This window comes from Burkholderia sp. TSV86 (assembly GCF_001522865.1).
GTDB lineage: Bacteria > Pseudomonadota > Gammaproteobacteria > Burkholderiales > Burkholderiaceae > Burkholderia.
The window spans coordinates 35,145-59,304 of the sequence record NZ_LOWB01000042.1 but is presented as its reverse complement, the minus strand read 5'-3'; the positions used below and the strand labels follow the sequence as shown (position 1 = coordinate 59,304).

25 protein-coding genes are annotated in these 24,160 nt (G+C 62.9%); 10 read left to right on the top strand and 15 right to left on the bottom strand.

Going from position 1 to position 24,160, the window contains the following annotated elements; genetic code table 11:
• Positions 1 to 42 precede the first annotated feature (42 nt).
• Together WS68_RS07600 and WS68_RS07595 are read left to right on the top strand one after the other, a co-directional pair.
• Positions 43 to 270: a hypothetical protein gene (locus WS68_RS07600; RefSeq protein WP_059570213.1), complete on the top strand. Its 228-nt coding sequence runs from the start codon at positions 43 to 45 to the stop codon at positions 268 to 270.
• Positions 271 to 379: 109 nt separating this feature from the next.
• Positions 380 to 646, top strand: a complete 267-nt coding sequence (locus WS68_RS07595) for a hypothetical protein (RefSeq protein WP_059570212.1) — start codon at positions 380 to 382, stop codon at positions 644 to 646.
• A gap of 61 nt (positions 647 to 707) precedes the next feature.
• On the opposite strand, the gene WS68_RS07590 is transcribed toward WS68_RS07595, so the two are convergent.
• Positions 708 to 1,148, bottom strand: a complete 441-nt coding sequence (locus WS68_RS07590) for a hypothetical protein (protein WP_059570229.1) — start codon at positions 1,146 to 1,148, stop codon at positions 708 to 710.
• A 370-nt stretch (positions 1,149 to 1,518) separates the two neighbouring features.
• Here WS68_RS07590 and WS68_RS07580 point away from each other — a divergent pair, with 370 nt between their 5' ends.
• Positions 1,519 to 1,809 (top strand): YciI-like protein, encoded by a 291-nt coding sequence (locus WS68_RS07580; protein ID WP_059570210.1) that lies wholly within the window; start codon positions 1,519 to 1,521, stop codon positions 1,807 to 1,809.
• 15 nt (positions 1,810 to 1,824) lie between these two features.
• Here the strand turns inward: WS68_RS07580 and corA are convergent, their stop codons facing one another.
• Positions 1,825 to 2,802 carry a magnesium/cobalt transporter CorA gene (corA, locus tag WS68_RS07575; protein WP_059570209.1) on the bottom strand — a complete coding sequence of 326 codons (978 nt, stop codon included), beginning with the start codon at positions 2,800 to 2,802 and terminating at the stop codon, positions 1,825 to 1,827.
• Between the two features lie 186 nt (positions 2,803 to 2,988).
• On the opposite strand from corA, the gene cydX reads away from it, so the two are divergent.
• Complete coding sequence (gene cydX, locus WS68_RS29350) at positions 2,989 to 3,141, top strand: cytochrome bd-I oxidase subunit CydX (protein ID WP_059570208.1); 153 nt, start codon at positions 2,989 to 2,991, stop codon at positions 3,139 to 3,141.
• Positions 3,138 to 3,758 (top strand): AAA family ATPase, encoded by a 621-nt coding sequence (locus tag WS68_RS07565; protein ID WP_059570207.1) that lies wholly within the window; start codon positions 3,138 to 3,140, stop codon positions 3,756 to 3,758. The genes cydX and WS68_RS07565 overlap by 4 nt, the downstream gene beginning before the upstream one ends.
• Positions 3,759 to 3,877: 119 nt before the next feature.
• Here the strand turns inward: WS68_RS07565 and WS68_RS07560 are convergent, their stop codons facing one another.
• From WS68_RS07560 to WS68_RS07545, 4 genes are all read right to left on the bottom strand, one after another.
• Positions 3,878 to 4,978 (bottom strand): saccharopine dehydrogenase family protein, encoded by a 1,101-nt coding sequence (locus WS68_RS07560; RefSeq protein WP_059570206.1) that lies wholly within the window; start codon positions 4,976 to 4,978, stop codon positions 3,878 to 3,880.
• A 201-nt stretch (positions 4,979 to 5,179) separates the two neighbouring features.
• The gene (locus WS68_RS07555; RefSeq protein ID WP_197419552.1) at positions 5,180 to 6,568 is read right to left on the bottom strand and encodes a hypothetical protein; all 1,389 of its coding nucleotides are present in this window, start codon (positions 6,566 to 6,568) and stop codon (positions 5,180 to 5,182) included.
• Positions 6,569 to 6,757: 189 nt separating this feature from the next.
• Positions 6,758 to 9,496 (bottom strand): hypothetical protein, encoded by a 2,739-nt coding sequence (locus WS68_RS07550; protein WP_156429393.1) that lies wholly within the window; start codon positions 9,494 to 9,496, stop codon positions 6,758 to 6,760.
• Between the two features lie 487 nt (positions 9,497 to 9,983).
• Positions 9,984 to 10,448 carry an Lrp/AsnC family transcriptional regulator gene (locus WS68_RS07545; protein WP_059570203.1) on the bottom strand — a complete coding sequence of 155 codons (465 nt, stop codon included), beginning with the start codon at positions 10,446 to 10,448 and terminating at the stop codon, positions 9,984 to 9,986.
• 256 nt (positions 10,449 to 10,704) lie between these two features.
• Between WS68_RS07545 and WS68_RS07540 the strand changes: the two genes are divergently transcribed.
• Both WS68_RS07540 and WS68_RS07535 read left to right on the top strand, forming a co-directional pair.
• On the top strand, positions 10,705 to 11,175 hold the full coding sequence (locus WS68_RS07540) for a Spy/CpxP family protein refolding chaperone (protein ID WP_059570202.1): 471 nt from the start codon (positions 10,705 to 10,707) through the stop codon (positions 11,173 to 11,175).
• 151 nt (positions 11,176 to 11,326) lie between these two features.
• The gene (locus tag WS68_RS07535; RefSeq protein WP_059570201.1) at positions 11,327 to 11,758 is read left to right on the top strand and encodes a PGDYG domain-containing protein; all 432 of its coding nucleotides are present in this window, start codon (positions 11,327 to 11,329) and stop codon (positions 11,756 to 11,758) included.
• Between the two features lie 44 nt (positions 11,759 to 11,802).
• Here WS68_RS07535 and WS68_RS07530 read toward each other — a convergent pair whose 3' ends face one another.
• The 7 genes from WS68_RS07530 to WS68_RS07500 all read right to left on the bottom strand — a co-directional run bounded on the left by WS68_RS07530 (position 11,803) and on the right by WS68_RS07500 (position 18,729).
• Positions 11,803 to 12,165: a DUF3022 domain-containing protein gene (locus tag WS68_RS07530; RefSeq protein WP_059570200.1), complete on the bottom strand. Its 363-nt coding sequence runs from the start codon at positions 12,163 to 12,165 to the stop codon at positions 11,803 to 11,805.
• 13 nt (positions 12,166 to 12,178) lie between these two features.
• Complete coding sequence (locus WS68_RS07525) at positions 12,179 to 12,973, bottom strand: YhfC family intramembrane metalloprotease (protein WP_059570199.1); 795 nt, start codon at positions 12,971 to 12,973, stop codon at positions 12,179 to 12,181.
• A 52-nt stretch (positions 12,974 to 13,025) separates the two neighbouring features.
• Positions 13,026 to 14,069, bottom strand: a complete 1,044-nt coding sequence (locus WS68_RS07520; RefSeq protein WP_059570198.1) for a LacI family DNA-binding transcriptional regulator — start codon at positions 14,067 to 14,069, stop codon at positions 13,026 to 13,028.
• Between the two features lie 299 nt (positions 14,070 to 14,368).
• A complete protein-coding gene (locus WS68_RS07515) occupies positions 14,369 to 15,346 on the bottom strand; it encodes an NAD(P)-dependent oxidoreductase (RefSeq protein WP_059570197.1) in 978 nt (325 codons plus the stop codon).
• 4 nt (positions 15,347 to 15,350) lie between these two features.
• A complete protein-coding gene (locus WS68_RS07510; protein ID WP_059570196.1) occupies positions 15,351 to 16,628 on the bottom strand; it encodes an MFS transporter in 1,278 nt (425 codons plus the stop codon).
• Between the two features lie 251 nt (positions 16,629 to 16,879).
• A complete protein-coding gene (locus WS68_RS07505; protein ID WP_059570195.1) occupies positions 16,880 to 17,845 on the bottom strand; it encodes a sugar kinase in 966 nt (321 codons plus the stop codon).
• 113 nt (positions 17,846 to 17,958) lie between these two features.
• Positions 17,959 to 18,729: a sugar phosphate isomerase/epimerase family protein gene (locus WS68_RS07500; RefSeq protein ID WP_059570194.1), complete on the bottom strand. Its 771-nt coding sequence runs from the start codon at positions 18,727 to 18,729 to the stop codon at positions 17,959 to 17,961.
• Between the two features lie 315 nt (positions 18,730 to 19,044).
• On the opposite strand from WS68_RS07500, the gene WS68_RS07495 reads away from it, so the two are divergent.
• Positions 19,045 to 19,398, top strand: coding sequence for an SdpI family protein (locus WS68_RS07495; protein ID WP_059570193.1), 354 nt, complete (start codon positions 19,045 to 19,047; stop codon positions 19,396 to 19,398).
• Here the strand turns inward: WS68_RS07495 and WS68_RS07490 are convergent.
• The gene (locus WS68_RS07490; protein ID WP_059570192.1) at positions 19,395 to 20,336 is read right to left on the bottom strand and encodes a LysR family transcriptional regulator; all 942 of its coding nucleotides are present in this window, start codon (positions 20,334 to 20,336) and stop codon (positions 19,395 to 19,397) included. The genes WS68_RS07495 and WS68_RS07490 overlap by 4 nt on opposite strands.
• 115 nt (positions 20,337 to 20,451) lie before the next feature.
• On the opposite strand from WS68_RS07490, the gene WS68_RS07485 reads away from it, so the two are divergent.
• Positions 20,452 to 21,516 carry a YeiH family protein gene (locus tag WS68_RS07485; RefSeq protein WP_059570191.1) on the top strand — a complete coding sequence of 355 codons (1,065 nt, stop codon included), beginning with the start codon at positions 20,452 to 20,454 and terminating at the stop codon, positions 21,514 to 21,516.
• A 117-nt stretch (positions 21,517 to 21,633) separates the two neighbouring features.
• A complete protein-coding gene (locus WS68_RS07480; RefSeq protein ID WP_059570190.1) occupies positions 21,634 to 23,373 on the top strand; it encodes a ClcB-like voltage-gated chloride channel protein in 1,740 nt (579 codons plus the stop codon).
• 47 nt (positions 23,374 to 23,420) lie between these two features.
• On the opposite strand, the gene WS68_RS07475 is transcribed toward WS68_RS07480, so the two are convergent.
• Positions 23,421 to 24,041, bottom strand: coding sequence for a TetR/AcrR family transcriptional regulator (locus WS68_RS07475; RefSeq protein WP_059570189.1), 621 nt, complete (start codon positions 24,039 to 24,041; stop codon positions 23,421 to 23,423).
• Positions 24,042 to 24,160: the final 119 nt, after the last annotated feature.

The window sequence follows — 24,160 nt, the reverse complement described above, 5'->3', positions numbered from 1 at the left end:
CTATGATTCGGGATACGAACCAAGCTTGAGGAGCCTGGTGAAATGACAAGACCGGTCCTGCTCGCGTTTGCCGCGGGCCCGCTGCTCGCCGGCTGTGTCGCGTATCCGGCGGGCGCGGGCGTGAGCGTTAGCGTCGGCCGGCACGGCGATCGTTACTGGGATGGCCGCCGCTACTGGGACCGCGACGAATGGGAGCGCGGCCGTCCGCAATACGGCGGCGGGGGCGACGCCCTTCGAAATCGATACGACGATGACAACCGCCGCGATTGACGTCGCCGCACGACGCAATGGTCAAGAATCCTTCGATGCAGGCAAACAGAAAGTCTCGCATGCTGCCCCCGCGTTATGCTCGTCCCTCCATTACGACAGGAGCCTACCCGTGAAGCTTACGATTCTCATCGGTGCCGCGAGCGCCACTCTTGCATTGACCTCGGCCGCCGTCGCCCAAACTCAACCCGCGCAGAACTATCAGTTCGGCGAAGGCCAAGCCGCGCCGGCCGCCGTCGCGCAGCCCGCGCAAGTTGCGCCTGCATCGATGCAAAACGATGCACCGCCGGCAAAAACGGCGCATCATCGCAAGCACCATAAGCATCACAAGCCTCACGCAGCCGCCAAGAATCCCGAGGGCACCTATTCGCATCACTAATTTCGTTCGAGCGGATCCACCCGCCGCGCGCGGTATGGGCGCGGCCCCCTCCTTCCCGTGGCTATTGCGCGGGCGGCGCCCCGCTTGCCCCGATCGCGCCGCTGATCCGATCGATCAACGATTTCGCCACCCCGGAGGCGAGTGCTGCGTCGACTTGCGACGTCTGCCACGTGCCGTCGCCATCCTCGGTGAACGTCAGCGTGGTGCGCAGCGATAACTGCTCGCCGTCCGGCTGCGTGTCGTGCCAAACAATCGCCACGTTGCACGAGTAGGCGTGCTCGGCCACCTTCGTGCAATCGCCGACAGGCTTGACCGACGCGATATCGGTCGACACCGGCAACGGCTGTCCAAGCAGCGTGTTGAGCGGGCCGCGGTTTTCCGCGTCGAGCGCGCGGCGCACGGCGGCGTCGATCTCGCGCTCGCCGGGGCCGGCGTGAAACCAGCCGCATGCGGCAAGCATCGCCGACGACAGGCCGGCAAGTAACACGGTTCGAAGCTTCATCGATTCGAGCGGATTCGTAGGGTTGGACGTTCGGCGAGCCGTCATGGCGCTGCCGCCATTCCGGATGACGGGCCGTCGTCGGAGCGATCCACGGCGGCGTTCATGCGCGCCAGTCTGACGCCTGTGCAAGCTGCGAGCAGTATCGATTTGTAACCGCGCGTTTGCCTGCGCGGCAATTCCACGGCGTCCGGCAATGGCAGCAGGTGCCAGCGGCAAACCATCGTGCGACGCGTGCACCATGCCCGCGCGATCCGCCAACACGGCCTGCGCCAGCGATATACTTTCCGGCCGACATACCGTAACCGGCTTATTCCGGCGCCGCGCGAACAGCGCGGCCCTTCCCGATCACCACCGCCAGACGAGTATTCCCATGTTCTATCTGCTGATCTACGACCTGGTCGACGATTATCTCGAGCGGCGCGGCGCCTATCGTGCCGAGCATCTCGAACTCGCGCGCGCCGCGAGCGGCCGCGGCGAGCTGTTGCTCGCGGGCGCGCTCGCCGAGCCGGCCGATGAAGCCGTGCTCGTGTTCGAAGGCGCGTCCGCCGCCGTCGCCGAGGCGTTCGCGCGAGCCGATCCCTACGTGACGCACGGCCTGGTCAGGCAGTGGCGGGTGCGGCCCTGGACTGTCGTCATCGGCAAGCATGCGCCGCCCGCGTGACGAAGCGCCGCCGCTTCACAGCCAGCCCACTTTCCTGAAGCGCCACCACAGGAACAAATCGGCCGCGAGCATTACGCCGACGCAGATATAAAAGCCGTAGCGCCAATGCAGTTCCGGGATGTTATTGAAGTTCATCCCGTAGATTCCGGCGATCATCGTCGGGATCGCAAATAGCGCTGCGAACGAGCCGAGTCGTTTCGTCACTTCGTTTTCGGCGAGCGAAATCATGCCGAGATTGACTTGGATCGCGGTAACGAGCATCTCGCGCCGGGCTTCGATCGTTCGCACGATCCGCAGCAAATGGTCGCAGACGTCGCGGAAATAATGCTCCATGCCCGCGCAAATCTGCGGAATCCGGCCGCCGACGAGCTTTGACAACGGCTCGACGAGCGGTGCGGTGTGCTGATAGAGCGCCACGAGCCGGCGCTTGAGCGAATACAGATCCTCGATCAGCGCGCGCGCCGCGGCTGTGCCCGATTTCGCGAAAATGCGGTCCTCCAGCGCCTCCAACTCGGCGCCAAGCGTCTCGAGCATCGGGAAATAGCGGTCGACCACCTCGTCCATCAGCGCATAGAGCACGAACGCCGAGCCCTCCCTCAGCAATCCGGGCTCGCGCTCGCAACGGGCGCGCACCGACCGGAAGTCCTGTTCCGAGCCGTTGCGAATCGACAGCACATAATTCGGCCCGACGAACACGTTCAGTTCGCCGAACTGGAATTCGCCGTCCGAATCAAGTTCGACCGTATGCAGCACCGCGAACAATGAATCGCCGTATTCCTCGATCTTCGGGCGCTGATGGCCCTTGCGCGCGTCCTCGAGCGCAAGCTCGTGCAGGCCGAACTCGTCGCCCATCCTTTCGAGTTCGGCCGGTTCCGGGTCCTTCAACGCGACCCACACGAAGCATTCCGGCTTCGCGACGTAGTCGCTGATATCGTCGATGTCGATGTCGGCCAGCTTTCGGCCATCCTGATATGCGGCGCAGTTGATCAGCATGCGGTTGCGTGATTGAAACGAATGGGCCGCTTAGTTTAGCGGCTTGCGGCCGTTGCGAGCGGCCCGCGCCTTGCGTCGTCCGTCAATATTGGTCATGATCGGTGTCGCGCGCACGTGCCGACGCTCAACGCCGCACGCGCGCGCCGGACGGCATGCCCCGCCCGCTCATCCATCAAGGAGACCGCAATGTGGTATTACTCATGGATTCTCGGCATAGGAGCCGCACTCGGCTTCGGCATCATCAATGTGATGTGGCTCGAAGCGAACGGCCAATTTCCGCGTGACGACGCCGACGGCGAACGCCGCGGGCCAGTCGCGCAGCAAGGGCAACACCCGTGACCTATCTGGTGTTCGTCTGTGGCCACGCAGGCACCGGCAAGACCACGCTCGCCAAGCGCCTGATCCGGCCGCTGATGCATGCGACCGGTGACGCATTTTGCCTGCTCGACAAGGATACGCTGTACGGCCACTATAGCGCGGCCGCAATGGGTGCGCTGACGCAGAACCCGAACGATCGCGACAGCCCGCTTTATCTGCAGCACCTGCGTGATCCCGAATATCAAGGGCTGCTCGATACCGCGCGCGAGAATCTGGCGCTCGGCATCAGCGTGCTCGCGGTCGGGCCGCTGTCGCGCGAAATTCGTGACGCTCGGCTGTTCGATCGTGAATGGCTGGGCATCGGGCCCGATGTCGTGCTGCGCGTCATTTGGGTGCATACGTCCGAAGCCGTCGCGCATGCGCGAATCGTCGCGCGCGGCAATCCGAACGACGCGTACAAGCTCGCGCATTGGGACGAATACCGGCAGCGCCGCTTCTCGCCGTCCGGTGAACGATGCGGCGATCTGCTGATGTTCGACAGCACCGCGCCCACCGATGCCGATTTCGACGCCCTGCTCGCGCGAATCGTACCGCCGCCGGCACGCACAAGCTTGACGGTGCCGCCGTTACCTGCCTAAAGCAGCATAAGAAAGCGCCGGGCGGCTCGATAGGCCGCCCGGCGGCGGATTCGGATGCCGGCCGGGCAACCGGAAAGCGGTCAGGCCAATCGGCGGGCCGGCCCGTTACCGTAGCCGAATTACGCGAGCGCGGGCATCCGCACTAGCGTCTCGCCTTCGTACAGCTTGCCGAAGCGATTCTGGAGGAATGCGGCGAGCGGCACCTGCTCCTGGCGCACGAAGCCGCTTTGCGGCAGCTTCTTTTCTCGGAACAAATCGAGCACCGCGCACATCGCGCCGGCCGTCGTGATCTGAATCGCGCTCATCGGCATCCCGCATACTTCCTTCGCGAAGATTTTGCGCGTAAACACATCCTGCACGAGCTGCCCGTGCTTGACGCCCGTCACCGTCACGAATACGAGCACAACATCCTGCTTCGTCGACGGCACCGCGCGGCGCATGATTGATTTCAGCGTGTCGCGATCGGTCGACAGGCGCAGATCCTCGAGCAGAAACTGGATGAGCGCGCGGTGGCCCGGATAGCGAACCGACTTGTAATCGAGCGTCTCGACCTTGCCTTCGAGCGTCTCGCAAAGCGTGCCGAGGCCACCCGACGTGTTGAACGCCTCGTACTCGGTGCCGTCGAGCGAGAAATGCTCGAGCCCTTCGAGCGGCTGCACCCACTGCCGACGCCCTTCGCGAACCGCTTCGCACGGCTGGCAGTATTCGTTGATCAAGCCGTCGACGCTCCACGTGAGGTTGTATTTGAGCGCATTCGTCGGATACTCGGGCAGCGCGCCAACGCGCATTTTCACGTCACGCACTTCGCTAAAGCCGTTGACGAGTTCATGCGCGGCAATGCCGATGAACCCCGGCGCCAACCCGCATTGCGGCATGAACGCGCGGTCCGAGCCCTCGGCCAGCTCGCGGATCGCATGCGTTGCGCGCACGTCCTCGGTCAAATCGAAGTAATGAACGCCCGCCGCCTTCGCCGCCGCGGCGACGTTGACCGCGAGGTAGTACGGCAATGCGTTGATGAGCGCATCGAACCCCTTCACGGCTTCGCGAATCGCCGACGCGTCGGCGGAATCGACGCGCTGCGTCGCGATGCCCAGGCTCGACAGTTTCGCAAGCACTTCCACATCGCGATCGAATGCGACAATTTCATAGTCGCCGGTTTCGCGCAACAGATGCGCGATGGTGTGACCGATAAGACCAGCGCCGACGATGGCGATTTTCATGTTGAGTCTCTCCTGACGAAATGGTTGTTGTAAACGGCGTGTTGCTCTGTCGGAGAGTGTAGGGATGTGCAAAAACAGTTTATAGATTAAATTTGATGCGAAACGACGCGTGTTTTCGACGAATCGTCATTCCATTTTGACGTTTCGTTGTAAACGGCATATCAACGCACATGGCGCGAGGCTACGAGACGGCGGTCTGCTTCAGTACGCGCTCCCGCGTTCGATCTTCGACGCGAGCGTTGCCGCCAACCCGTCCCACCCCCCCATCGTCTCGGGCCTGAGCAATTGCAGCGACGAATACCAGGGCGTCGCGCCCGCGTATTGTTCGTAGCGCCAATCGGCGCATCGCGCGTTGAGCAACAGATAGCCAGGCTTGTTCAACGCACCCGCCGCGTGAGACAGCACGCCGTCGTTGCCGACGAAGCCATCGAGCCGATCCATGATGCCGAGGGTTTGCGCGAGGCTCGTCGCCGCCGGCAGGTTCGTGCAGCGCCGGGGGTCTTGCGCGTAAGGGCCGTTATCCCAGCGCATGCGTTCGTGGCCGCGCTGCATGACGACCCAATGAATATCGTCGGAAACATCCCATAGCGGAGTGAGATGCGTCAGCCGCAAACTCCTGCTGGCATACAAGTTGTTCGATTCGATCGACGACCAGAAAATGCCGATGCATTGCCTGCCTTGCGCGCGCTGACGAATCGTGCGAACGATCTGCTCGACCCGATCGTCATCACCCGGCGCGAGATAGCGGCCCATTTCGCCATAGCCGAGCACGGGAAATAACGATGAGAACAGCGCAAATGCATGGGTCCACATCGATGTGTCGTTACGGCCGAACACGAAATCGGCGGCTTTGAGCTGCGACGCGAGATGGCGCGCATGGTCGTCGATCGGTCCTTCGTCCCAGAGCCCGTCGAACTGAGCGTCATAGGCGATTGCCACGCCAAGCGCCCGCAATACTCGCGCATATCGGCTCCATTGGATGAAATCGCCGAAGCCGCATGAGAATCCTTTGATGGTCAGGTGTTTCGGCAAATCGCGCTGCCCGCACCAGTAATGTTCCAGATCCTGGGCAGGCCATAGTTCGGCCACCGCCTGCCGGCTGCAATACGTCCGATGGAATGCGTCGATGCCCGCCGCGATACCATGCCGGCGCATGACGCTGCGCGCGCGATGATGCTCGCTCATGCAAGCCGCCGGCACCGACGCGTCGCGCTGCAATTCCAGCACCGCCTCGTCTTCGCCCAGATAATGATTGCCACACAGCCGCACGTAATATGACGATGCCAGACCCAATTCCGGTTTGGACGCCAGCATTTCAAGCCCGGCAATGCCGATATCTTTTACGCCCAAGTGCGCGCATATATCCGCGAAGCAATGAAAATGCATGCCGAACGCGCTCGCCTCACGCGTGAGCTTGAAGCACACGTCCGCCGCCTGCAAAAAACGGCTCGACCGATAATGCATTTGCGCAAGCCAATACCAGTACTCCGCAAACCCCGCATCCGACTCGCGGCGCGAGGCGAGAAATGCGCCGCATGCGTCAATATGGCCGTCAAGCAGCGCCGCTTGAAGCTGATCGTAGCTATTCACCTTCATATTCCGCGCCCCCGTCAGTCATAGAATAGCCGTGCAATGCCACTCGGCCGCCGATTTGGACGCAATGCCACTATGCGCGTGGCGGCGCTAAGGATTTCCTTTATCGATATCGGAGTGCGTCAAGCATCGGCGGCGGGCTCGGCCAAGCATACTCGACTTTCATATTTCAATTGCGCGAAGAATTCAATCCGACAATTCTCGAAATTTTTTTCCGCTCACGATTTCGACCATTTCATCGGGAATGCTGCCGAGCATATAAAATATTTCCTCCTCACGATTAACTGCGCTATTTCTGATTGCGGATGCTAAGGTTCCGGCGGTTATTTTTCCTTCTGAAATCAATCGAGGCCCATCATTTTTTATGATATCTTCGATCGTTCGAAAATTACGCGGGCTTTTGTCGGCATGTATCATGAATAACTTTCCTGCCTGCCGGCTGATCGCAAATTTTTTCGCCACAAATTTGTTCGCGCTGAGCGAAAGCACTCTACCCATCGAACCGCCTACCCTCGCGGAGTGTTTTATGCAGTCGATCAGATAATCATCACGAGATAATTCATCGACATGAGCCCATGGCGTGCCTAAATAATTTTTATCCACTACGGACGATTGCCCTCTAAACAATTTATCTGGAATTTTCTTCGCTGCCCGTTCGTCGATCATTTTCTTTATATCGGCAGGCGACATGACGTAATCAAAGCCCCGAGCAATATTTTCATAAATCTTATCGAGCGCGGTAGTTTGGTCGACGAGCTTTTTGAATAGTTCATCCATCTTTTTCAATTCACCGCCAATTATTTTCGCCACCCTGCTTTTTGGGATATTGAAGGCCGCGCGATAAATACTGCGCGCGGTAAAAACTGGTATTACAAAATCGGTCAGCTCTTTTCCCGCCACCAATAAGAAACTGCTGGTTTTAGAACCTTCGAGCGTAGCTTTAACGATGGCGGATGCCCTTTCGGTGGCGCTCGCTAGTTTTGCAGCCCTGGCGGCTCTCACTCCTGCCCGGATAGCTTTAAAACTCATTGTTGAACTACCGATCGTGGCAAGCGTCAAGCCCAGTTGAACGATATCCATTGCGATATCCTGAATTCGAACTTGATAACGCGGATCCAATTGAGCTTTATTTATCGTTTCGTAAAACGGAATGATAAAACTGAACAATGCCTCGGTTGGTGTCTCGGTGTACATACTGTCCTTCCACGCATCTATCAGCCTGATCATATGGCGTTTGACTTTGGCTTCCATGAGATCGCGTATCGAAAATGGACGATGCGGCATACTGTACAAACTGGAATGCAGCCTAAAATCAGAAAGATTGCACAAATCTTTCTTGTTTATATCACACATCGTTTCCCGACCGTTGCTGGTTATATTGCCAGAAAACTCCGCTCCCAAAGCAGTCAGCGCCATGTCTTTTTGAATTTCGTTATGCTTCACAATATCATTTGCATATGAAATCTCACCATCCGGTTTAATTAACAAATAATGATTGCCAGGGACCGGCAAGACCAGCGCCGGCTCGCTCGCATCTTGAATGAAATCCCGCGATTTCGCTACCGCCACCCCAATATATCGCTCGCTCACATCATAGATTTTCAGGCTTGCGTCCGATATGACCCAAGCCTTCTCGGGGCGATATTCAAGCGTCAACCTTCCGACCTTTGATTCATCCGCAAGAGCAAATACTTTTGCCTTAACAGTCGCATCCAGATTCTGTTTGATGAATTTATTAAATTGATTGAAATATTGGGTTGCAATTTCTCGATATTGACTGACTCGTTTGACGAGGAAATCGTATTCCACGGGCACCCATCTCTGAAGTCCGGTGTGAAAATGCTTCGATTCGATATTATTTTCCGCGATGTAGTCTTTTGCCAATTCGGTTCTATTCTTGAATTCCGGGGGCGGCGGCGAATTCAAGGCAATAAACCATGATTCTCGAAATATTCTCATTTTGGCGTATGTATTCATTTTCAATTCGTTCCCGCCATGCGCTGCCGCCCAATACGAGCACTCCTCTCCAAGAAGCGCTAAAGAAAGCGCTGCGGCGGTTTGATTGGCTGGGTGATGATACGCGTATTGATGAATACCATTCGCCAGTTCTAGCAACTGCTCGTCTTCATGATTCTCCGCCATATTCCCCAACAATTTGCGCACACCCAATATCCGTGCGCCGATCAACGAGCTGCCATCGATCTGCAGATCGCCCTGTAGCGTCTGGTCTTTCGGCGGCATGGACGTGGTGGGTATATCGGCGCTTCTTGCATATCGAGCGTTGGCTATTCCGGCCGACTCAGCCGGCGTTCCCAATTTCAAATATCTTTGAGGATGATCGACGGTATTCGATTCACTGGATTGCGTTGACGGCCCGGCTTTAACGCCGTATTTGTCATCGGGCTGGTTTTCACTGCTGATTTTGATTCGGTTACTACCCACATTGACCGGGAATTGCTCGATTCCGACACGAGGCGCTGTTTCAGCAGCGAAGTGGTCTAATTGAAATAGCTGATTTCGGGACGAATCGGCGAGCGGTTCGCTAATCGCTATCGCACGGTCGATAATATTTGCGTCCGGCGCGCCCCGGCGCCGGGGCAACAAATGTTCTTTTGCGCCAGCCGATGCCTGCTGCGCCATATCTGTTCTGACGCCTTCTTTCGGATCTGCCGCATGGAAACGCCGGCGAACCTGAGCATTTCCAACCGTTCGCACGGCAGCACACCCGTTGGCAACGTAATCGCCCGCCAATAACAAAGTAAAAAAAAGCGCCGTTTGTGCATTGCTTGCCGATATCGCGTGCGGTGCGGCTTTACGATGGCGTGGCGGCAGTAAATGATTTTGTTGCCAAGCATTATGGTCGTCAGTCATCTTCCTGCGAACATCCAACAACGGGTTGGGTGCCCTTGAAATATATCGTCTCATGGAAAATGCTCCTGACGGTTCATTAATGCATGAAATTTAATCGGAATTTTAATAATATATAAAATATACCCAGTTCCTGGCAGATGCTCATATTTACACACGGCGCAACACGCGAATCCGGCCGATTTTAAAAAGTCAGAACGCCCACCCAAGCAAGCATCGGCGCCGCACAAAACAATTCTTATTAATATTATTTTTTACCTGGGCCGTGCCATGTATTTGTCAAATTTAATGCGGCACTCCATGCCGCCCGGAAACACATTGAGGCTTGACTAAAAGCATCCGTGCCTGCGTCTGTCTTTTTTTAATCGATTAAACTCTGTCACCGAGTATATCTTGGCGATTATTAATGTTCGATCGACGAATTTCGCTTCGCCAGAACGATTTTCGCAGCGGCCGTGTTTCCACGAGTCCGGCCGGCTCGCTGCGATTTTCCCGTCGGCACGCGTTGCACGCGCCATCCGTGAGCCATCGCAGGTTCGTCGATCTAACCGCCGATCGTTCCGCGATCGATCTTGCGCGCCAGAATGATCGACGTGGTCGTGCGCTCGACGCCCTCGAGCGTGCCGATCTGATCAAGCAGATCGTTGAGCCGATCGGGCGAATCCGCCCTGAGCCATGCCACGTAGTCGTATTCGCCGCTGACCGCGCATAAAAGCTGAACTTCGGGCATTCGATCGAGGCGCTTCAGCACGTCCTTGCCGTACTTCGGCGCGAGAATGATGCCGACGTATGCGTAGATGCTCGCATCGAGCACGTCCTGGCCGAGCCGCACGCTGTAGCCCGCAATCACCTGCGTGCGCTCGAGCCGCGCGATGCGGGCAAGGACGGTCGTGCGCGCGACGCCGAGCTGCCGCGCGAGATCCGCGACGCTTGCGCGCGCGTTCGCCTGCAGCAGTGCAACGAGGCTGCGGTCGAGTTCGTCGAGTTGATCGAGTCGGGGAGGACGCATGGCGCACGAATGAATGGAATTGCCGCGATGATAGCGCCGAACGGCCGGCCGCCCAACCTTGGCGCACCGCGAAAGCAGATCCGCGCCGTCGATTTCGATTCGTTTCGGTTGTAAGCAGATGTCGCAACGATGTCCGGCGCCCAGATACCATGCTACTAATAGCGCGGAACGTGCGCCGTTCCTGCCGGCGCACCCGCGGCCCGTTATCGAACGAACCACGGCCGCACCACTGCTGGACCATCACTTAGGAGCCACAATGAAAAAGATCCCGCTGACCCTCGCTGCCGCCGCGCTTATGTTGTCGGCGGCGCTCTCGCACGCACAAACGCCCCCGGCCCAGCCCGCCGCGGCCTCCGCGGCTGCAGCCGCGCGCCACGAAGCGCGTGTCGAGGAGCGCATCGCGTATCTGCACAATCAGCTCAAGATCACGCCGGCGCAGGAGCCGCAATGGAAAGCGTTCGCCGACACGATTCGCGAGAACAACGAATCGATGGCGCGTCTCTTCCGCGACCGGCTCAACAACAAGAGCGCATCGGCGCTTGACGATATCAAGCAGTATGTCGAACTGACGCAAGCAGGTGCCGAGGGCGCGAAAAAGCTCGCCGACGCGTTCACGCCGCTGTACACGAGCTTCCCGCCCGAGCAAAAGGCGCTTGCCGACACCACGTTTCGCAACTGGCTGCAGCACCCGGATGCGGGCAAGAGCCGGGCGGGGGCGAAGGAATAAGACCGCCGGTGGACGACGCGCGGCGCGCGCCGTCCCGCCCATGTCGGTTTGCCCGGCGGTCCAGCGCACGTGGCGCCGCGCACCGGCGCGCGGCATTCCCGTGCGCGCCGTTTCACGTTAAAGTGTCGCGCTTTCATTGACGCCAACCGACATGATCGAACTGCAAAACGTCGACCTTCGCCACGATCCCGATGCGATGCGCGTCATCAAGGACGAAACGGTCCAGGTCGAGTTCGCCGCCCGGCCCGGCGAGCTGATGAGCCTCGAAGGCCCAAACCGGTATGCGGCGGGCGACGCGCTCGTCACCGGTTCGACGGGTGATCGCTGGGTGGTGTCGCGCGCGCGCTTCGATGCGAAGTACGTGCCTGCCGCCGATCACGCGCACGGCGAACCGGGCGCGTATCGCAATCTTCCCGTCGTCGTGCTCGCGAAACGGATGGATGCCCCGTTTTCGATCGCTCGCTCGGCAGGCGGCGACACGCTGCGCGGCGACGCAGGTGATTGGGTGATGCAGTATGCGCCCGGCGATTACGGCGTCGTGCAGGCCAAGCGCTTCGCGCAGGTATATCGCGCGGCGCCCTGAGCCGTCGTCGAGCGGCACCCGGGCGTGGCTGCCTGGGATTAAAATCAAGCAAACTCGTCGCCGAGTTCGACGAGCGCCTCGCGCGGCACCGCCTCGCCGTTCGCATGCCGTTGCTCGAGCGTGCCGAGCATGGCCTCGACATAGGCGCGCAGCACCGCATGACTGCGCGCGCGCTGCATCGGCTTCAGTTCGAGATAGCGCTTGAGCGCGGCCGGCGCGATGCGCACGTCGAGCGTCATCTTGCGCGGCGTGGCACCGAAGCGCATCGCCAGCCATTGGACAGCAAGAAACCGCTCGGCGTTATCGGTGCGCTCGGCAAAACGCGCCTGCTCCGGAAACAGGTCGCAGATCACGCGCGCGAGCACCTCAAACTCCGCGCTTGCGCAGTCGTACTGATAATCGTCCATCGCGCCCCCTCCTTCAGCCTGCTGCCTGCGCCGCCAGACGGCGGCACTGCTTGATCAATCCGAGCGCGAAACCTACGGCCAGCAGCAGATACAGCGCAACCATCGATTCAAACGGAATCGTGCCCGCGCCATACAGAATCGGCGGCAAATCGATCAACGGATGCACCACGATCAGTAGCGGCAAAATCCATCGCTTGCGCGCCTGCACACCCCGCCACATCCACATCGACAGCACGACCTGGAACAGGAACGCGGCGACGCGCTCGAGCACCGACACCGAGATCGACGAAGCCGACATTGTCGCCAGCATCACCTGGATGCGCAGTGCAAGATCGGGCGGCATCGTCGACAACTGCTCGTTGAGCGCGCCGCGGTTCGCGAGCCATGCGAGATAGGTCCATTGCGCGAGCACGACGACGCCGGCAAACCACGCCTGCGCGCCGCCGAAACCGAGCCCATAGCCGAGCCCGCGGCCGCCGCCGGCCGACGGGCCGTAGCGCTTCGCGGCAAAGCGCAGCCCCAGATAGCGGCCGGTTTCCTCGAACAGCGCGGCGATGAGCGCGCCCGACACGGCAAACGCGACAGGCTTGGACAGCCACGCCACCGCCGCCGGCTGGCCCAGCAACAGCGCATAGAGCCCGCGTTCGAGCAGCGTAGCGAACAGCGTGTAGGCGGCAATGCCGACGATCGCATCGCGCCTGTCGAGCGCGGCGCGCTTGCGGAGCAATCGATAGAGGCCGATCGGCAACAACGCCACGATCAGCGTGGCGACGACGAGCGCGGCCAACGTGACGGGAGCAACAGTCATGGCAATCCTTGTTCAAAACACGCACCGGCTCAGTGCGTGAGCCGCATGATACTCAGCTTGCGGTCGACGCGCGCACGCACAGCTCGCCGGGCAGCAGCATCTCGCGAAACGCGCCCGTGCCGCCGTCGATCCGCTCATGAACGAATTCGACCGCGCGATAGCCGATCGCGTAGGTCGGCTGGCGGATCGTCGTCACGCCGATCAATTCCGCCCAATCTGGATCGTCGATCGCGATCAGCGCGACGCGCGCCGTCCACGCATTGCCGAATCGCGCGTGCAGATGCCGCGCGAGCGCGAGCCCGACAGGCGCGTTCGCCGCAAAGAATGCCGGCCGCGTGCGGTGGCCGGCGGCCGCATCGATCCGTGCGTCGAATTCGCTCAGCGCGCCGCGCATCGCGTGGGCATCTTGCAAGTCGAGCACGAGCGTAGGTGCGAGCGAACGGCCGGACGCCGCAAGCTGCGTGCGGAACGCCGCCTCGCGCAGCCGCCGCGAGCTGACGTGCGAAAACGGCTGCACAACGAAATGAATCGATTCGAAACCCTGATCGAACAGATGCCGTAGCGCCAGTTCGACCGCGGCCGTATTGTCGAGCCCGACGATGTCGGCATCGAAGCCTTCAATGCTGCGATCGACGAGCACCGTCGGAATACCGCCGCCGCGCAGCGATTTCAGCGCATTCTCGTCGGCGCCGAGCGCGTTGACAACCATCCCCTCGACGCGATAGGTCGTCAGCAATTGCAGATAGCGGCGTTCCATCTCGAGTTCGTTCGCCGCGTGACAGATGAGCGGCATGTAGCCGAGCGCGTGACACGCGGCTTCGACGCCGCCCAGCACTTCGACGGTATAGGGGTTCGTCAGGTCGGCGGCGAGCAGTCCGAGCAGACGGTTGCGGCCGCGCTTCAAGCCGCGCGCCATCTGGTTGGGGCGATAGTTCAGGCGCGCAATCGCATCTTCGATGCGCTTGCGCAGGTCGGCAGACAATACGTTCGTTTCGCCGTTCAAATAACGTGAGACGCTGGTCTTGCCCGTGCCCGCTTCGCGGGCAACGTCGCTGATCGTCGCGGGACGCAACGAGCGGTTTCGAGAATTAGTCACAGGGTCGCCTCGCGACAAGCAGTCCGCGCCGCTGGCCAAACGAGCGGGTCATTGTTGTTCGACGGACCGGCCAACACGCGATGTCTGACGCCAGCCAAGTCCGGCCACGCAAAAACGATAGGAAACAGTGCATTCACACCGCGCCTTAGGTATATCGCCGCGCATTTCGCACGGGCGATGAGCGGCGATCATAACGCAGCCCATCGGGCCGTACCAAGATGTCCGGCTCTAGCGGGGCGCGAGCGCATCGCCTCAGTAAGCGGAATGAAGGTTACCGGACACGACGCCGGCCTCCCCGCTCATTGGCCGCCGGCGGCACGCGTCAGCACGTCGCGATTGACGATGTTGCGCGAGAGCTTGCCGTCGAGCGCGGCGATCAGGTTTTCCGCCGCGCAGCGCGCCATCGCGTGCCGCGTCTCGTGCGTGGCCGAGCCGATGTGCGGCAGCGCGACGACGTTCGGCAGTGCCAACAGCGGCGAATCGGCGGCAAGCGGCTCGTGTTCGAACACGTCGAGCCCGGCCGCACGAATGGTGCCGGCGGCGAGCGCGGCGGCGAGCGCCGCCTCGTCGACCACGGGCCCGCGCGACGCATTCACGAGGATCGCACTGCGTTTCATCGTCGCCAGTTCGCGCGCGCCGATCAGGTGGCGCGTCTCGTCGGTGAGCGGCACTTGCACGCATACGAAATCGGACTGCGCCAACAGCGTGTCGAGATCGACGCGGCGCGCGCCGTACCGCGCCTGCGCATCGGGATTCGCGCTGCGGTTCGTATATAGCACCGGCATCTGGAAGCCGAGCGCCGCGCGCCGCGCCACCGCCGCGCCGATGCGCCCCAGCCCGATGATGCCGAGCGTCTTGCCCTGCACGTCGGTGCCGTACAGCGCTTCGCCGATGCTCTGCCGCCAATTGCCCGCCTTCACGAACTCGGCGAGTTCGACGACGCGCCGCGCGCTCGCGAGAATCAGCGCGAACACTGTATCGGCGGTCGACTCCGTCAGCACGTCCGGCGTATGCGCGAGCACAATGCCGCGCCGCGTCAAATCGGCGACGTCGAAGTTGTCGAAGCCGACCGAGATCGTCGACCACGCGCGCAGGCGCGGCGCGCGCTCGAGCAACTCGGGCGTGATCTTGAGGCTCGCGCCGAGCGCGCCCTCGGCGTCGCCGAGCGCTTGCGCCAGCGCGTCGGCGCCGTCGACGATGTTCACGTGCGCGTGCTCGCGCAGATACGCGAGCACGTCGTCAGGCAACGGCTTGTAGACGACGATTCGATGCTTCATCGATTCATTTTCCTTGCAGCGGATGGGCGAGCGGCGGGGTCGTGTCAGCCTGCCGCACCGACAACGTCAGCACGACGGCCAGCACGAGCGCGGCGCTCATGAACGCATAGGAGGCGGCGGGCGAGCCCGTCGAGCCATTCAGATAACCGACGACATACGAGCCGACGAACGAGCCGAGCGCGCCCATGCTGTTGATCAGCGCCATCGCGCCGCCCGCGACGTTCTTCGGCAGCAGCTCCGGCACGATCGCGAAGAACGGACCGTATGGCGCGTACATCGCCGCGCCGGCGACCACGAGGAGCCCATAGGATATCCAGAAATGCGCGGTGCCCAGCGCATACGATGCGGCGAACGCCAGCGCGCCGACGAGCAGGAACGGCCAGACAAAACTCTTGCGCGAACCAAGCTTGTCGGACGCCCACGACGCCGCGAGCATCGCGATCGTCGCCGCCAGATACGGCAGCGCCGATAGCCAGCCGGTCTCGACCATGCCGAGCGACGAGCCGCTTTTCACGATCGACGGCAGCCACAGCACGAAACCGTACACGCCGATACTCCAGCAAAAATACTGCGCGCACAGCCGGATCACCGCCGGCGAGCGAAACGCGTCGCGGTAGTTGCGCACGGGCTTGAGCGCCGCTTGCTCGGCCACGAGCGCGGCATCGAGATCGCGCTTTTCGCCGGCGCTGAGCCAGGTCGCCTGCGCGGGCTTGTCCTGCACGATGAACCACCAGCACACCGCCCAGACGATTGCCGGCACGCCTTCGGCGATGAACATGTGACGCCAGCCGAATTCGTGCACGAGATAGCCCGAGACGACCGACATCCACAGCACCGTCACCGGGTTGCCGAGAATCAGGAACGTGTTCGCGCGCGAGCGCTCGCGTTTCGTGAACCAGTTGCTGATGAAGATCAGCATCGCGGGCATCACCGCGGCTTCGACGACGCCGAGCAGGAAACGGATCACCATCAGCGACGGGATGTTCGTGACGATCCCCGTCGCCGTCGCGCAGCCGCCCCACAGCACGAGGCTCCAGAACACGAGCTTCTTCACGCTGCGCCGTTCCGCATAGATCGCGCCCGGAATCTGAAAGAAGAAATAGCCGAGAAAGAACAGTGCGCCGATCAGCGACGACAGTGCCTTGCTGATGCCGAGATCTTGATTGATGCCGGCTGCGGCGGCGAAGCCATAATTCGCGCGGTCGAGATAGGCAAGGCTATACGTGATGAAGACGATCGGCATGATCGTCCACCAGCGGCGAGGCGCAAGTATTGCTGGCATGAAGCGTGTCCCCAGTGTCGATGTCGATGGGAGTTGGCGCTTCAGCGCTTACTCCCATCCCATGCCAAGGTTGGATGGAGTGCGTGCTTTAAGCACCTACTCCATCCCCTTGGCGGTCGATGGGAGTTGGCGCTTCAGCGCTTGCCCCATCCCTTGTCATCCGCGCGGTATCCGCTGCCGGCGCGCGGCTTGCCGCGATTACGTCCGCCCCGGACCGGCACGAACGGCTCGCCGCACGCCCGCCTATCCCGTCAATCGGCCCGATCGGCCGCGCTTTCGATCCGATCGAGCTGCGCGCGCGTCGGCAAGCCTTCCGAATCGCCGATCACCTGGATCGCGAGCGCACCGATGCGATTGCCGCGCACAACCGACTCGGCGATCGCGCGGCCTTCGAGCAGCGCGCTGACGACGCCGACCGCAAAGCCGTCGCCCGCACCGACGGTATCGACGACCTGTTCGACGCGCTCGGCCGCCACCGTACCCTCGTCCCCGTCAGCCGTCCGGAAGTACGCGCCTTCGGCGCCGAGCTTGATGACCACGCCGCGCGCGCCGCGCGCCAGATAGAACGCCGCGATGTCGGCGGGCGCGTCGCGGCCCGTGAGCTGCCGGCCTTCGGCAAGCCCCGGCAGCACCCAGTCGGCGAGCGCCGCGAGCGCGTTCAGCGTGCTGGCCATCGCGTCGGGCGACGGCCATAGCGTGGGCCGCAAATTCGGATCGAACGACACCGTCCTGCCTGCGTCGCGCATCGCGTGCGCGAGATGAAACGCGAGTTCGCGCGACGTATCGGACAGCGCGGGCGCAACGCCCGTCAAATGCAGATGCCGTGCGCCGAGCACGTATTCGGCGACGTAGTCGTCGAGCGACAGACGGCTCGCGGCCGAGCCCTTGCGGAAATATTCGACCGCAGGGTCCGCGCCGTGCATCGCGCGCGACTTCAACTGAAAGCCGGTCGGATAACGCACATCGACGCTCACGCACGACGCATCGATGCGCTCGCGCGCGAGCGTGTCGAGCACATAGCGGCCGAACGAGTCCTGGCCGATCCGGCTCACCCAGCCGACCCGAAAACCCAGCCGCGCGAGGCCGATCGCGACGTTCAGTTCGGCGCCCGCGATGCGCTTGGCGAAATGCGTCGCGCTTTCCAGCGGGCCGGGCTCGTCAGCGACGAACATCGCCATCGCTTCGCCATAGGTAACGACGTCGAGCGGGACTTGCATGATATTGAATGGCTCTTTCGTGATCGTGACAGTGTGGGCACCGTTGTGTGCGCCGCTCGCGGCGCGACGCAGGCGTCAAGCTTAGCCCGTTGCGGACCGGGCGGGCAGCTTCGTCATGCGGCCGCGAGCCACGCCACGCGCGTCGCTGCGTCGTCGGCCAGCCGCGCGGCGTCGAGCGCAAACTCGATGCCGCGCGGTGCGGCAGCCGGCAGCAGCGCGAGCACGTCGACGCAAAGCCGGTCGTGCACCGGCGGCGCGACCGCGAAACGGCGTGCACCCGTGCCGCCAACGGCCTTGCAATGCACGTATTCGACGTGCGACGCGAGCGCGCGCGCCGCGTCGAGCGGTGCTTCGCCCGCCCACAGCCAATTGCCGATGTCGAACGTCATGCCGACGAGCGCGGGCATCCGCTCGTCGCGCAGCGCGGCAAACAGCGACACGAACTGCGCGAGTGCGCCGCCTTGCCGCAATTGGCCGTTCTCGACGAGCACGCGCATGCCGGCAGGCGCGCGTTCGAGCAAGCCGGCAAGCGGTGCCGCCTGTGGGCGGCACGCGAAAGCGCCGAGCTGGAACTTCACGAAGCGCGCGCCGAGCGCGCCGGCTGCGTCGAGCGTCGCGGCAACGGCCTGGCGGTTCAGTGTGCCGTCATCCGCATAGAGCGTTTCGGGCGTCGAGTATACGGACCACAGGCCCGCCGCGGCGATTGCGTCGCCTAGATGCGCGAGCGCTCGCGGCGACGCGTCGTCGTCAGACGCGAACAACTCGCGCCGCACTTCGAAGCCAGCCGCACCGGCTTCGGCCGTCGCGTCGATAAACGCGCGATGCCCGTCGCGCCGCACCGCGTCCGTTCCGAATGCGCTTGCCACGATCACGATGTCGACCATGCTTCGCCCTTTTCCATGCCGATGAATGTCGTATTCGCTCAATGGAACCGGTTCCATTTGTATTCGCGCCCATGGTGCGCCGAGTGTTCGGCAGAGGCCATAGAGGAAATCCCTAGGCGGAAATCCCGCCGGCCCGCCGTCGCGTCGCGCCGGCACCGCGCGATCACGCGATCACGCGCGAGCGGCGCACAATATCGGATGAGAGCCACCCGGTGCGCCGGCGTGTTCCGTGTTGCGCATTCCGTTCGCGACGCGCGACGAAAACGCGCCGCACATTCGTCTGCCGCCGCCTCAAAGTCAAAAGGAGTCCGCCGCATGCCTGACCTTCCGCATACCGCGCTGTTTCTGCTTGCCGGCGCGTCGTTCTTCTTGATCGCCGTGCCGCTTGCCGCGCAATGGATCAAGCCCAACCGTTTTTACGGCGTCCGGCTGAGCGTTACGTTGCGCGACGAAGCGGTCTGGTATCGCTGCAACCGGATTTTCGGCGTCGCGCTGATGATCACGAGCGCCATCTATGTCTCCGCGCTCGAATATTGCACGCTCCGCGGCATCGCCGTGCCCCGCCACATGCCGCTGATAGCGCTGGCCGTTGCCGTCGCGATCCCGACCGGACTTTGCTTGATCGCGCTCAAACCGCCCGGCGGCCATCAGCGCGGCGCGCGCCTCTAAGCGCCGCCGCGCCTCGTCGCCGGCCGCCTGCCAAGCGCGGCCGGCACGCGCGCCATGCACAGCTCGAGAAACCGCGCGGCCGCGCGTGACGGCGTCGCGCCATGCGGCACGAGGATCGAGAAATGCCGTGTGAGCGGTTGCGGCGCGATCGATAGCATCGCGAGCGCCGCATCGTCATGCCTGAGCGACATCGCCGATACGAAACCGATTCCCATCCCCGCCCGCACCGCCTCCTTCACCGCTTCGACGCCCGCGATCTCGAAAGCGACCGACAGCGGCGCCGCGGCAAGCGCGAACGCGCGCTCGACAAGCTGCCGCACGCCCGAGCCCGCCTCGCGCAGCACCAGCGGATAGGCTGCCAGTTCGGCGAGCGTCGCGCCCGGCCGCTTGCCCGGGCGGGCGCGCGCGGCGAGCGGATGTGCGGCCGGCACGATCGCGACGATCTCGTCGTCGCACCATTGATGAACCGTCGTGCCCACCGGCAGCGGGTCGCCGGGGGGGCCTTCGATCAGCGCGACGTCGAGCGCCGCGAGCGATGCGACGACATCGGCCGTATTGCCGCTCATGGTCTGAATCGCGATGTCGGGCGCGAGCGGCTGGAATTCGGCGAGCAGATACGGCAGCAGATAGCTGGCGGGCGTCGTGCTCGCCCCGACGCGCAGCGTGCCGCGCTCGAGCCCGCGCACCGCGTCGCGGTACGCGCGCGCCTGGGCGAACGTGTCGCGCAATTGCGCGGCATGTCGCGCAAGCGCCTCGCCAACGGGCGTCAATCGCACACCGCGCCCGTCGCGCAGATACAGCGGCTCGCCGAATTCGTCCTGCAACTGGCGCAACTGGCCCGATACGGCCGGCTGCGACAAATGCAGCGCGAGCGCCGCTCGGCTGATGTTCCGATGCTCGGCGACGGCGGCAAACGTTATCAGTTGATCCGGGGTCATCTCATAAAAATATCGAGTTTTCCGATATTTTACGTCACAAATCACAATTTTTCATATTCATATATCCTAAATAGGATTAGGACCGTTACCATTCCGAACATATCGAAACCACACCATGTCCACGGTCCCTTCTCCTCATTTGAGCGCCGCGGTGCCGTCGGTACGCGGCAAGCTCAACGGCATCCTGTTCGTTGCGCTGTTCGCGCTCGCTGTCACGAGCATCGCGCAAATGCCCGCCGTCGCGCGCTTCGGCCTGAGCCCGTTAATCGTAGGCATTGTCGCGGGCGCGCTGTACGGCAACCTGCTGCGCGACGGCATGCCCGCGAGCTGGGCGGCCGGCGTCGATTTCTCCGCGCGCAAGCTGCTGCGGATCGCCGTCGCGTTTTTCGGGCTGCGCGTGAGCCTGCAGGAGATCGCACAAGTCGGGCTGCCGGGGCTCGCGGTATCGGCACTCGTGGTCGTCAGCACACTCGCCGTCGGCACCTGGGCCGGCATCAAGCTGATGAAGCTGGACCGCGATTCGGCGCTGCTCACCGCCGCGGGCAGTGCGATCTGCGGCGCGGCCGCGGTGCTTGCGTTCGAATCGACGCTGCGCTCGAAACCGCATCAGAGCGCGATGGCGGTCGGCAGCGTCGTGCTGTTCGGCACGCTGTCGATGTTTGCATACCCGCTCGCGTATCGCGCCGGCTGGCTGCACCTCGACGCGACGGGCCTCGGCCTTTTCTTCGGCGGCACGATCCACGAGGTTGCGCAGGTGGTCGGCGCGGCAAGCGACGTGAGCCCCGAAGTCGCGCGGGTGGCAACGATCGTCAAGATGACGCGCGTGATGCTGCTCGTGCCGGTGCTGCTCGTGCTCGGCGCGTGGCTCGCCCGCTCGGCCGCGCATACAGCGGCCGGGCACGGGGCGCGCAAGCTCGCGGTGCCGTGGTTCGCGCTCGGTTTTCTCGGCTTCGTCGTCGTGAACTCGCTGCAGATGCTGCCCGCCGACACGACGAGCGTGCTCAACACGCTCGACACGTTCGCGTTGACGATGGCGATGACCGCGCTCGGCATCGAGACCCGGATGTCGCAGATCCGCGCCGCCGGCCCGCGCGCGCTCGTCACCGGTCTGATCCTTTATGTATGGTTGACGATCGGCGGCTATGCGATCGTCTGGGCAACGCAGCGCTGGCTTGGCTAAACGCTCGCCGCTCTTTTTCGCCGCCGCGCCGCGCCGGCCGGGTCCACGTAACGGATTCGGCCGGCGCGGCGCGGTACTATTCTTCCGCTCGATTTCATTCGCCGAAGCGCTTCAGTCGTGCTCTCGTTCCTGCTAAAGCTGCGCACTCGCGCGCAAACCCTGTTCCGCCTGTCCGACGCGCACACGATGCTCGTCTGGTCCGTCATCGTCGGTATCGGCGGCGCTTTCGCGACGGTCGCGTTTCGCGAAGGCATCGAGCTGATCCAGCGCCTGCTGAGCGGATCGAGCGGCAGCTTTACCGAGATGGCGCGGCGCTTGCCGCCGCTCGTCCGTGTCGCGCTACCCGCCGCAGGCGGCTTCGCGGCCGGATGCGTGCTGCTGATCGCGCAGCGCGGCGCGCCGCCCGACGGCAAATCCGACTACATGGAGGCCGTCGCGCTCGGCGACGGCGTCGTGCCGGTGCGGCAAAGCCTCTGGCGCAGCGCTTCGTCGCTCGTGACGATCGGCAGCGGCGGCTCGATCGGCCGGGAAGGGCCGATGGTGCAACTGGCCGCGTTGGTCGCGTCGCTCGTCGGCCGCTTTGCGCACTTCGATCCGTCGCGGCTGCGCCTGCTCGTCGCGTGCGGCGCCGCGGCGGGCATCACCGCCGCGTACAACGCGCCGATCGCGGGCGCGTTCTTCGTCTGCGAGATCGTGCTCGGCTCGATCGCGATGGAGAGCTTCGGGCCGATCGTCGTCTCCTCGGTCGTCTCGAACATTGTGATGCGCGAGTTCGCCGGCTACCGGCCACCCTACGAAATGCCTGTGTTTCCGCCCGTCACCGGCTGGGAAGTACTGCTCTTCGTCGCACTCGGCCTCATTTGCGGCGCGGCCGCGCCGCAGTTCCTGCGTCTTCTCGACGCATCGAAGGCGCAGTTCCGCCGCCTGCCCGTGCCGCTGCCCGTGCGGCTTGCGGCGGGCGGCCTGGTCGTCGGCGTGATCTCGGTATGGGTGCCCGACGTCTGGGGCAACGGCTACAGCGTGGTCAACGCGATCCTGCATTCGCCGTGGACCTGGCAGGCGCTCGTCACGGTGCTCGTCTGCAAGCTGATCGCAACCGCGGCGACCGCGGGCTCGGGCGCGGTCGGCGGGATCTTCACGCCGACGCTTTTCACGGGCGCCGTGTTCGGCTCGCTGTTCGGCATCGCGCTGCATGCGCTGATGCCCACGCACGTATCCGCATGGTACGCATATGCGATGGTCGGCATGGGCGCGTTTCTCGCGGGCGCGACGCAGGCGCCGTTGATGGCGATCCTGATGATTTTCGAGATGACGCTCAGCTACCAGGTCGTGCTGCCGCTGATGGTGTCGTGCGTCGTCGCGTATTTTGCCGCGCGCGCGCTCGGCAAGACGTCGATGTACGAAATCACGCTGCGCCGCCATCGCGACGACGAGGCGCGCATGCGGCTGCGCGCCGCGCAAATGCGCGATCTGATCCAGCCCGCGGCAACCGTCGTGCCGCTGACGGCGAGCGTTGCCGACATGACGCGAGTGTTTCTCGAATATCCGGTCAAATACCTGTACGTGACCGACGAGGCCGGACGCTTTCGCGGCGCGGTCGCGCTCAAGGACATCACGTCGGATCTGCTCGAGAAGCGCGACACCACGCACAAGAGCGCCGCGAATTACCTGCACACGCCGTTTCCGCTGCTCACGCCGGACATGCCGATCGCCACCGCGCTCGAGCATTTCATGCGGTTCCAGGGCGAGCGGCTGCCAGTGATCGAATGCGCCGACGAGCCGACGCTCGCGGGGGTGGTCTACAAGACTGCGCTGCTCGATGCGTACCGGCGGATGAACGCCGATCTCGGGCGCTGAGCATGCCCGGGCGGCCGAGCCCCGCCGTCGCGCGCCGCGCAGGCCCGTCAGTCCGGCGCGCGGCCAAGCACCACGCGCGAGAAGAAACCGGCCAATACCGTTTGCGTGGTATCGGCCGTCACGCACCGCGGATCGGCGAGATGGTACGACTGCACGCCGTCGCATAGGCCCATCAGGCCGAGCGCGAGCACGTCGGCCGGCAGCAGCAGCGGCGTGCCCACTCGCTCACTGAACATGCGGATGTAGCGCGCCAGGTAGTCGAGCTTTTCCTTGACGAACTCGTTGTACTGCGCGCGGAACTTCGCGTCGCGCATCGCCTGCAGTTTCGCTTCGCCCCATAGCACGAGCGTCGGATCGTCGCGAAAGAGCCGGCTGTACAGGCGTAGCGCGTTCGCCTCCATTTGCTCGCGCGTGCCGCCGGCATCGAAAATTTCCTCGAGCTCGCGCTCCGCCCTTTCGTGGTCGCGCTTGAGCAGTTCGATCAACAGTTCCGCCTTGCTGCGGAAATTCGAATAGAACGCGCCGCGCGTAAAGCCTGCCGCCGACGCGATGTCCTCCACGCTGGTCGCGCCGTACCCCTTTTTCGCGAAAGTTGCATGTGCGGCGTTGAGCAGACGCTCGCGCGTCAGATCCTTGCTTTGTTCTCGAGTCAGGCGTGTCGGCTTCATGACGCGCAAGTCTAGCACTTTCCAAACAATCAAAACACCTTTGCATTCAGATACAACCCTGCATTAGAATGCATTCCGGTTTTTCAGTAAGCAAAAAGATCGTCGATTTTGCGATTACT